Raw genomic sequence first — 8,660 nt, forward strand, 5'->3', positions numbered from 1 at the left:
GCCGTATATGCTCTATGTAAAATTTGATGATTTCGAAGATGTTAGCGTCATGGGAAATGAGAAAGATCATGGAATGTTTATTCCGATTAAGGATGGGAATGTGTATGCTGAGTGCGAACGGTGCGGTGTAGTTGAAAGGATCACCTCACCATGCGAATTCATTGCTAGCACATTTAGGTCAAGAGTGAACTTCAATGAAGGTTATGAACTTTGCGAGAAGTGCTTGCAAGAGGTTGAGTTTGTTACTGTCGCTTTGAGAACTGGAAAATTACCTAATCGAGAATTGAAATGACTGAAAAGCAAAGCAGTGATAACCGTAGTAATACATGAAAAACTAAACGTTAAAAGGTGCACACACTTTGCACCCGGGCGGTAAATGATAATTTAGGGAGGCGTTTTATGTCAGTAATTAAAATTGAAAACCTCACTTTCTCATATTATGGATATGTAAAACCCATATTTAAAAATGTATCGTTTTCCTTTGATACAAACTGGAAAACGGGATTGATAGGAAGAAATGGAATCGGTAAATCAACTCTATTTAAGTTACTTTTAAATCAAGAAACTTATCAAGGTAAAATAAGCAAGGATGTTGAATTTATTAAATTTCCACCAAATATAAGCGATACTTCAAAATTAGGAATTGAGTTATATAAAGAACTAATATCAGATGATGAAGAATGGAAGTTATTTAGAGAACTCAGTTTGCTAAATGTAGATGAGAACCTTGTTTACAGAGAGTTTGAAACGCTTTCTAAAGGGGAACAAACAAAAATCCTTTTAGCTATTTTGTTTACAAGAGAAGATGGCTTTTTACTTATTGATGAACCAACAAACCATTTAGATATGGACGGAAGAAAAATTGTAAGTGAATATCTGAAAAGTAAAAAAGGATTTTTGCTTATATCTCATGATAGAGATTTTTTAGATGGTTGTATCAATCATGTTATTTCTATTAACAGGAATTCTATTGATGTCCAATCGGGAAATTTTACATCATGGTATGAAAACAAAGTGATGAAAGACCAATTTGAAATTAGTCAAAATGAGAGATTAAGAAAAGATATTAAACGATTAAAAGAGTCTGCAAGACAAAGTCAAATTTGGTCTGATAAAATTGAAAATACTAAAAATGGTGTAAAAGTATCAGGTGTAAAACCAGACAAAGGACATATAGGTCATCAATCAGCCAAGATGATGAAAAAATCTAAGAATTTGGAGAATAGACAAAACAAGGCAATAGAAGAAAAACAGAGTTTACTAAAAGATATCGAAACAAAGGAAAGTCTATTATTGCATCCATTACATCATCATAAAAATCCTCTAATATCGGTTAGCAATTTATCATCATGCTATGGAGAGAGACAGATCCTAAATAATGTAAGTTTCGAGATAAAGCAAGGCGACATAGTGGCTATATATGGGGGTAATGGTAGCGGAAAATCAACCTTGATTAAAATTTTATTAGGTATAAATCACGAGTATACAGGTGAGATAAAATTAGCAGGTAATTTAAAAATCTCGTATATTCCTCAAGACACATCTAATTTAACAGGTAGCCTAAATGAATATATTCACAAGCAAGATGTTGATGAAACATTGTGTAAAACAATTCTAAGAAAATTAGATTTTTCAAGAGAATTATTTGAAATGGATATGAAGAATTATAGTGATGGACAAAAAAAGAAAGTTTTAATTGCTGTAAGTTTCTCAAAGCCAGCTCATATATTTGTTTGGGACGAACCACTGAATTATATAGATGTAATATCAAGAATACAGATTGAGGAAATTATAAAAGAAGCAAAGCCTACACTCATATTTGTGGAACACGATAAGCGATTTGTAGAAGATATCGCTAATAAAATAATACAATTTTAAGTAAAATCCAAATCCCAGTTTGTAGTGCCTTAGACTTTTATCATCATACGACATTCCCCTTGTCAGCTTCTTTCCTGCAACGAACGTTAAGGCTCTTTTTTGATGCATGGTTATCATCAGGGTAGTCTTGAAACATGTGAGACTGTCGTATTGATGTCAAGGGCTTAATAGGTGGGTGCAAATTTGCCCTTGTGTAGCAGGGCTTAGCGAGGGCTATCGTTAAAAGGTTTAATGCGTGGTGGATTTAAGCTGGCTTGGCGTGGTTTTTGAACGTATTTTGGCTGTTTGAGGGAAGATATCAACGCTCTAGGGTCGAGTGCAATAAGTTCAATGACTGTTGCTTGTGCACAATGTGATATACAAATGTATCAATCACTTGGATTTTCAATTAAGATTGGGAACTTGTTTGCATTTGAACCATAAGTCACAGTCATTAGATAAAAAATAAAGGAGTAAACTATGGAATATAATTGCGGATTTATTAACGATAAAAAAGCATTTAGATATAGAGCGGCAGCTATCATAGTCGAAGAAGGTTGTGTGCTATTTGCAAGAAATGATGAGGATGACTATTTCTACTCAGTTGGCGGAGCGGTTCACATGGGCGAGACGTCAGAAGAAGCCGTTAAGAGAGAAGTATTTGAAGAGACAGGTCTTAATTATGAAGTAGATCACCTTGCCGTCATACACGAGAACTTATTCATCGGTAGCTCCGGCTTAGATGGAGTAGACTTCCATGAGCTTACACTCTACTACATGATGAAGCCCATGGGCAAAAGAGATTTTACGAGCCAAAGCACTACAGAGTCAGGTGCTAAAGAGACAATGCATTGGTTACCTATAGATGAGCTTGATAAGTTTAAGGCTTACCCGACATTTATGAAAGAATATCTTAAATCGGAGCATAGTGGAATAGAGCATATAATTTCAGATGAAAGATATTAATGAATCCCGCTATTATGGCAAGAGATAGTTACATAAACATTATTTCTTAGAAGATTATGACAAGAAGAATGTGTTTGATATTGAAGAATATATAAAGAGAAAAGGCAAGGTTAAGCTTAATAGAAATACGGTAATTACAAGATTGTAAGATTTACTGTTATAACTATATGGTCGAGGGTATATCTGAAATAATAGAGCTAGATAAATTTGAAGTTGTGAAGGTAATGAAATGATTAGAAAAATAAAAAAAGAAGATGCTCAATCTATACGAGAAATATGTGATATTTCTTTAAGATATACTGTTTCTACAGAGTTAGTAGAGAATCAAATCACAAAACTATCAGCTGATAAAAAGCATCATGTGATTTATGTTTATGAGGATGAGGATTTACATAAAGTTGTTGGATTTGTACATGCTGAAATGTATGAGAGTCTTTATTCAGATTGTGGATTAAATATTCTAGGATTAGCTGTCTTACCAGAGTTTCAAGGAAGAGGCATTGGAAAAAAATTGATGAATCATTTAGAAATGGATTCTCGACAAAAATTACTTAAGTTTATCAGGTTAAACTCAGCAGAAGCAAGAACAGAAGCACATAAATTCTATGAAAATATAGGATATGTATGTGATAAGACGCAAAAGAGATTTATTAAAATTTTCGAATAAGTCAATTCTAGTTTGTTGAACTGAAAAATTGAATACTAAATGTGTAAGACGATAGAAAAAAGAAAAAATCTATCGTCTTTTTTCTTGCCTAATTTCCCTATGTTTTGCTATCAATAAATAGGGAAAATTCACTAAGAAGCTAAGAAAGTATTTCAAATGCTTCTCACTAATATATACACGACAAAATGTTAGTTCCATTAAATATGTTACAGAAAGTAAAGGAGATAAGATGATAAGAATCGGTCAAACCCTCACTTTGGTGTAAATTCATTTCCTTCCCTTTATCTGCTATTTTTATGTTCAAACTCAAACGAGAAAATAAGTGGTGCTTCCCACCGTCACGGCGCTTGATCGTGCTATCAGATGCAGTAATGCGAACATAAAAATCGTGTATGACAGTCAAAAAATCCCATTCGTGCAAATGTGTTGCAATATGCGATACAGTATTTTATGATGAGTGTATGGAGGTTGATTGATATGGCAGTTACTAAAACAGCGAATGTGAATGTGAGAATACAAGAAAATATTAAGCAGCAGGCGGAGCAGATTCTGGAAACTATTGGAATTCCTAGGGCTACTGCTATTGACATGTTTTATCGTCAAATCATTCTTAATAAGGGTATTCCGTTTTCTCTTACTATTCCGAAGTCGCTTCCAGCACAAGATGATATGGATGAGAAAACGTTTAATGCTTTGATGACTAAAGGCTATGATCAGGCGGCTCGCGGTGATAGTTATCCGATAGATGATGTTTTTGAAGAGCTTGAACGATGATAGGGATAGAAAAATGTCAGATTCATCGATGAAAGAGAAGGAAAAGCAGGAACATACTCCCACAGATGAGAAAAATCCACTATATTGTGAATCACATGAGCAAATATGTGAGAACCTTAACAGTGCAAATAAGGAATTGTCCAAGTATAAGGTTTTACAACTGAGTGCGGAAATCTTTTCCATCTTAATGATTATTGGAACTGTTTTTATGGCGTCCAATAAGCTACAGCTTTTTGGATGGATCACCTATTGTTTTGCAATTCTTCTTCTTGTTGTAGTGTCTCTTATTTGGGTTATTTGTGTTATTGGGCAGCGCAATATACATAGTCGTTTTAGGAGTGCAAATGTAGAGCGTAACAAATCTTTTCTTAGCTATGATAATCAACAGGGGAAGGGTAGACTCTCACTGGTTCTTTGTTGCTTTTTTGTGTTAAGTGGTATTCTAACTGCATTTTTTGAAATAACTGCGTTGCATCTTCCAAATCGGTGGCTTTTGCAGACTTGGGTATATGTTATATGCGCGGCAATGCCAGTTGTTTGGATGATTACGATTGCTCTTGAATTTGTTTTCTATAATCTCTATCTTATTTCGCGTATACGGAAAATAGGTATAAGAATTGTACTTCGTTATCTATCTGTTCTACTTTGCGTATTGATTATCTTAGGTCTTGGATTTTTTGACGTTTTATTTATTGTTGGAAGATATTCTGTGAAACAAAATGATAATGGTACATACACAGAGCACGTGGATGATATGTATGCTCCTTTTGAGTATTATCTTTATCGGTCTGAAGGTCCGTTTTTCCTTAAGTATCTTCGACCAATGACAGATTCAAGTGATACTGATCCAAAAATAAGTGAATCTGAGTGGTATCGCAGAATCGATCGCAATAACAGGAAAGATACAAGATTAAAAGATACAAGATTAAAGGTTGAAGAGCCAGATAAAAATTACGATTTGCATGATGCCGCTGAGCGTGATTTAGAATCAAAGAAGGAAAGAAATGCAGCGCTTAAGATATTTGATAAGTATTTTGCGGCGAAAGGCTTTGCGTTCAAGGAGAACTATACCGCCAAGGGGGATATGTACTTTGTTCTGAGTGAAAGCCGTTCGGACATTACTTATCTGCAGTATAACAGGGACTCTCAGGATGGAAAATGTGGTCTTTATATTCTGTTTAAGGCTTCAAAATCTTCAAATGGAAGCTGGTCGTCGAGTGATGCTCATATGCAGAACACTTATACTTATGAATATAGCACTGGACTGATTGCAGAGAGCAGTAGGGCAGATTGGTAGTAGGCAGAATCGTTGGATGCCAGAATCGAAGAGTATCTGAAGATTGCCAGATAGTGATTGTCAGATAGTAGAATCCATATTTGTGTGCTCTAGTTGCTTATGTTTTAGGGAACAAATCGGTGTAAAAATTGTAAAAAAGTTCCCTGCATTATTTGATTTCTCATGGTAATGGCTTGTTGGTTATTCAAGAAAATAAGGTTCCTGAGTTTAAGAAGTTGCTTGTTGAATATTATGAGGATTAAGATTTGCAGTCTGTAACGGATGCGCTTGCTTGCGTTAGTGAAGATGATTGGAAAATGCGGTGCGAACATGAGAGAAAACAAATTGGCGGTCGGTTGCGCTCATTTGTCGGCAGAAATTGCGCTTTCAACGGAAATTGCCAATCGCACTTGCTACTACGCAACTGCTGTTTCAGCTATAATTTCACCACGATCATGATGAATTCGAGTTTGAAATGGAGATGTTTTTATGATTTTAGCAGATAAAATATTGGAACTGCGTAAACAAAACGGTTGGTCGCAGGAAGAATTGGCGGACAAATTGGGCGTCAGTCGCCAAGCTGTTTCCAAATGGGAAGGTGCACAAAGTATCCCGGATATGGAACGGATAATTGCATTGAGCCGTTTGTTTGGTGTTAGTACAGATCTTCTTGTAAAAGATGAAATTGATGTTATGGGGAAGAACGTCAACGCAAATGAAAATGCCTGCCAGGAAGAAGCCGGCGTCCGCATGCGTGTAATTGAGCTGGAAGAAGCCTCCGCTTATATTGCTCACAGAATATCATTTGCCGCCTATGTTGCTCTAGGCGTTCTTCTTTGTATTCTGGCGGCAATCCCGTTGATCGGCAGTAATCTTTTGCTTTCTACCACAGTAAATGCGCAAGTCGGTAAAACTATTGGCTTAGCATTCAGCGTTGCTATTATTGCCGTAGCTGTAGCTATTTTTATTATTCAGAGTTTCCACGAAAAGCGTTATCAATATTTGGAAAAAGAGGACTTTGAAACAGCTTACGGAGTTGACAGTGTGCTCAAAGAACGCTTGGAACGGTTCATGCCGTCGTATGTGCTGCGGACGGTCAGCGGTGTCGTTTTATGTATGGTTGCCTTTATTTTTCTTATAATTTCGGATATAGTGCCGGAATTTTATCAACTTTCATCCGACTTTTTTGTAGTTATCGCTATTGCCCTAGTGGCAGCAGCTGTTTATTTATTTGTACAGGCGAATATTATCCGCTCGTCCTATTACCGTTTGCTGCAACCGAAGAAAAAGATTGTCTATCCTGCAAAGATTAGGTTATTGCTCCAAGCTTACTGGCTTATAATTGTCTGCATTTATTTAGTCTACAGTTTCATCACGTCCGATTGGGGAAAAAGTTGGATTGTTTGGCCGTTGTCCGCATTGACTTACGGAGTAATAGAAGTAGTGCTCAAAGCGTGGAGGCTCGGAAAGAAATAAGTGACTTTCAGCGTCGATTTTGTGGCGAATAACAGGTGCTATCCGAACGAAATATGGTATGCTTGCGCTTAATATTACCCCCAAGGGTGAAAGTATGATTAAAAATGTCGCACATATAGGCTTTACCGTCGGGGTGCGGACATTTTTTTAGATAGCCACACCCAGCTTACTTCTGTTCTCGATAAGACTTATTCCTCCAAGTTATCAAGTTGCTTATTTGATGGCTAGCGAAGATGCTCGTAGTAGGGAATTTGGCGTTTATTGATTGGTTAAGGATAATTATCCCAAATTCGTTTTATCGATGGACACAATGAATTTTTCGCAAGAAGGGATTATATACAAATATTTACCGGATTTTCTATTGGAAGAGAATGCGTAAGGTACTTGATTTTGCTCTTATGTAGATTATGTTTTGCGATGGCTATTATTAAAGGGTTTAATAAGCAAGAGCAAGCGCGATGTTTCATTGTTTTCCTTGCGAATTGGCGGGTTTTCATTCCGACGATTGTCTGGATTTTGTTCCGATGTTTGGCGGGATATTAGTGCGACGATTGGCTTTGTTTAGAAATGTGGTTGTAGGACTAAATGTTAAAAGGTTTAGCGTGCGGTGGATTTAAGCTTACTTCTCGAGATTCTAGATGTGATTTTGCTATTCTGCTGTCGAGTGTTTGTGTGCTCTAGTTGCTTATGTTTTAGGGAACAAATCGGTGTAAAAATTGTAAAAAAGTTCCCTACATTATTTGATTTCTTATTCTGTTACAGTTGGTAACTATAGTGTTTCACCTTGTTTCTTTTTCCGTTGTAAATTATTTGTTAGTTTGTAATTAGGCGGTATATAAATCAAATGTTTCAATACTATTTTGGTTTCCGTCAAGTAATTTCATGATGTGTAATAAGTGATTTGAAAGGAGTTGTGTCATGAGTAGTGTTATATCTTTGGGGGAAAAAATTAGAAAGGCTCGTCTGGAAGCTGGGTTGACGCAGGAGGAGCTTTCGGAATTATTGATGGTATCTCGTGCTGCTGTAGCAAAATGGGAAACGAATCGGGGTTTGCCAGATATCGAGAATCTGAAATTTATTGCGTATGCTCTAAGCGTGAGTGTTGATTATCTTTTGGATGAGAACAATAGTGTTGATTTTTCTATTACTAAGAAGCCTATTAATCTCAATAAATATGGTTTCGACGGTAGGTTGAGCAGTTTTAAGAAGTCGAAAGTTAAAGAGCAGATTGTCCTAGATGAATATCCTGACTCAGAAATCAATATGCTAACTGTTGTTAAGACTTATAACAGTTCATCTGAGAAAATGGTGGATAATTTTGTTGGATGGTTTTCTACTCTCCTTGGAGGATTGCCATTGTTTGGCATATATGATTTCAGTAAAGCTGTTGCCACTCTTGGGGCTGATCAGTATTATTTGGTGGATAAAAAAGATAAGCAGTATTTCGTGCTTATAACTGATGAGTATATTATTAGCAGAATTATGGGAGTGGCGTTTAATAGTAAAAAGTTCCGTATTGGAGATAAGGAATTTATGAAAGTTGGTTTGCTTCGTAATAAGTAGTAAATGGGTGGGTGGGTCTGGTTTTAATATTTTTTCTCATAATATTTGTTGATAAAAAACATGATTAATGGAGAAAAGGCG

8 protein-coding genes are annotated in these 8,660 nt (G+C 36.1%); all 8 read left to right on the forward strand.

From position 1 onward, the window contains the following. Positions 1-7 precede the first annotated feature (7 nt). Entirely contained in the window at positions 8-292 is a 285-nt protein-coding gene (locus tag P0106_RS03745; protein WP_004114737.1) for a hypothetical protein, read from the forward strand. Positions 293-399: 107 nt separating this feature from the next. After that, positions 400-1,878 carry an Lsa family ABC-F type ribosomal protection protein gene (locus tag P0106_RS03750; RefSeq protein WP_004113321.1) on the forward strand — a complete coding sequence of 493 codons (1,479 nt, stop codon included), beginning with the start codon at positions 400-402 and terminating at the stop codon, positions 1,876-1,878. A 459-nt stretch (positions 1,879-2,337) separates the two neighbouring features. Next, positions 2,338-2,823 (forward strand): NUDIX hydrolase, encoded by a 486-nt coding sequence (locus tag P0106_RS03755; RefSeq protein ID WP_004114742.1) that lies wholly within the window; start codon positions 2,338-2,340, stop codon positions 2,821-2,823. Between the two features lie 229 nt (positions 2,824-3,052). After that, positions 3,053-3,490, forward strand: a complete 438-nt coding sequence (locus tag P0106_RS03760; protein WP_009994773.1) for a GNAT family N-acetyltransferase — start codon at positions 3,053-3,055, stop codon at positions 3,488-3,490. A gap of 477 nt (positions 3,491-3,967) precedes the next feature. Further along, on the forward strand, positions 3,968-4,264 hold the full coding sequence (locus tag P0106_RS03765) for a type II toxin-antitoxin system RelB/DinJ family antitoxin (protein WP_219725006.1): 297 nt from the start codon (positions 3,968-3,970) through the stop codon (positions 4,262-4,264). Between the two features lie 13 nt (positions 4,265-4,277). Next, positions 4,278-5,561, forward strand: coding sequence for a YcxB family protein (locus P0106_RS03770; protein ID WP_421780057.1), 1,284 nt, complete (start codon positions 4,278-4,280; stop codon positions 5,559-5,561). Positions 5,562-6,029: 468 nt separating this feature from the next. After that, positions 6,030-7,016 carry a helix-turn-helix domain-containing protein gene (locus P0106_RS03775; RefSeq protein WP_103013161.1) on the forward strand — a complete coding sequence of 329 codons (987 nt, stop codon included), beginning with the start codon at positions 6,030-6,032 and terminating at the stop codon, positions 7,014-7,016. Positions 7,017-7,934: 918 nt separating this feature from the next. After that, entirely contained in the window at positions 7,935-8,579 is a 645-nt protein-coding gene (locus P0106_RS03780) for a helix-turn-helix transcriptional regulator (RefSeq protein ID WP_101891930.1), read from the forward strand. The last annotated feature ends 81 nt before the right edge of the window (positions 8,580-8,660 follow it).

The sequence above is a fragment of the Gardnerella sp. c11Ua_71 genome, from assembly GCF_055818025.1.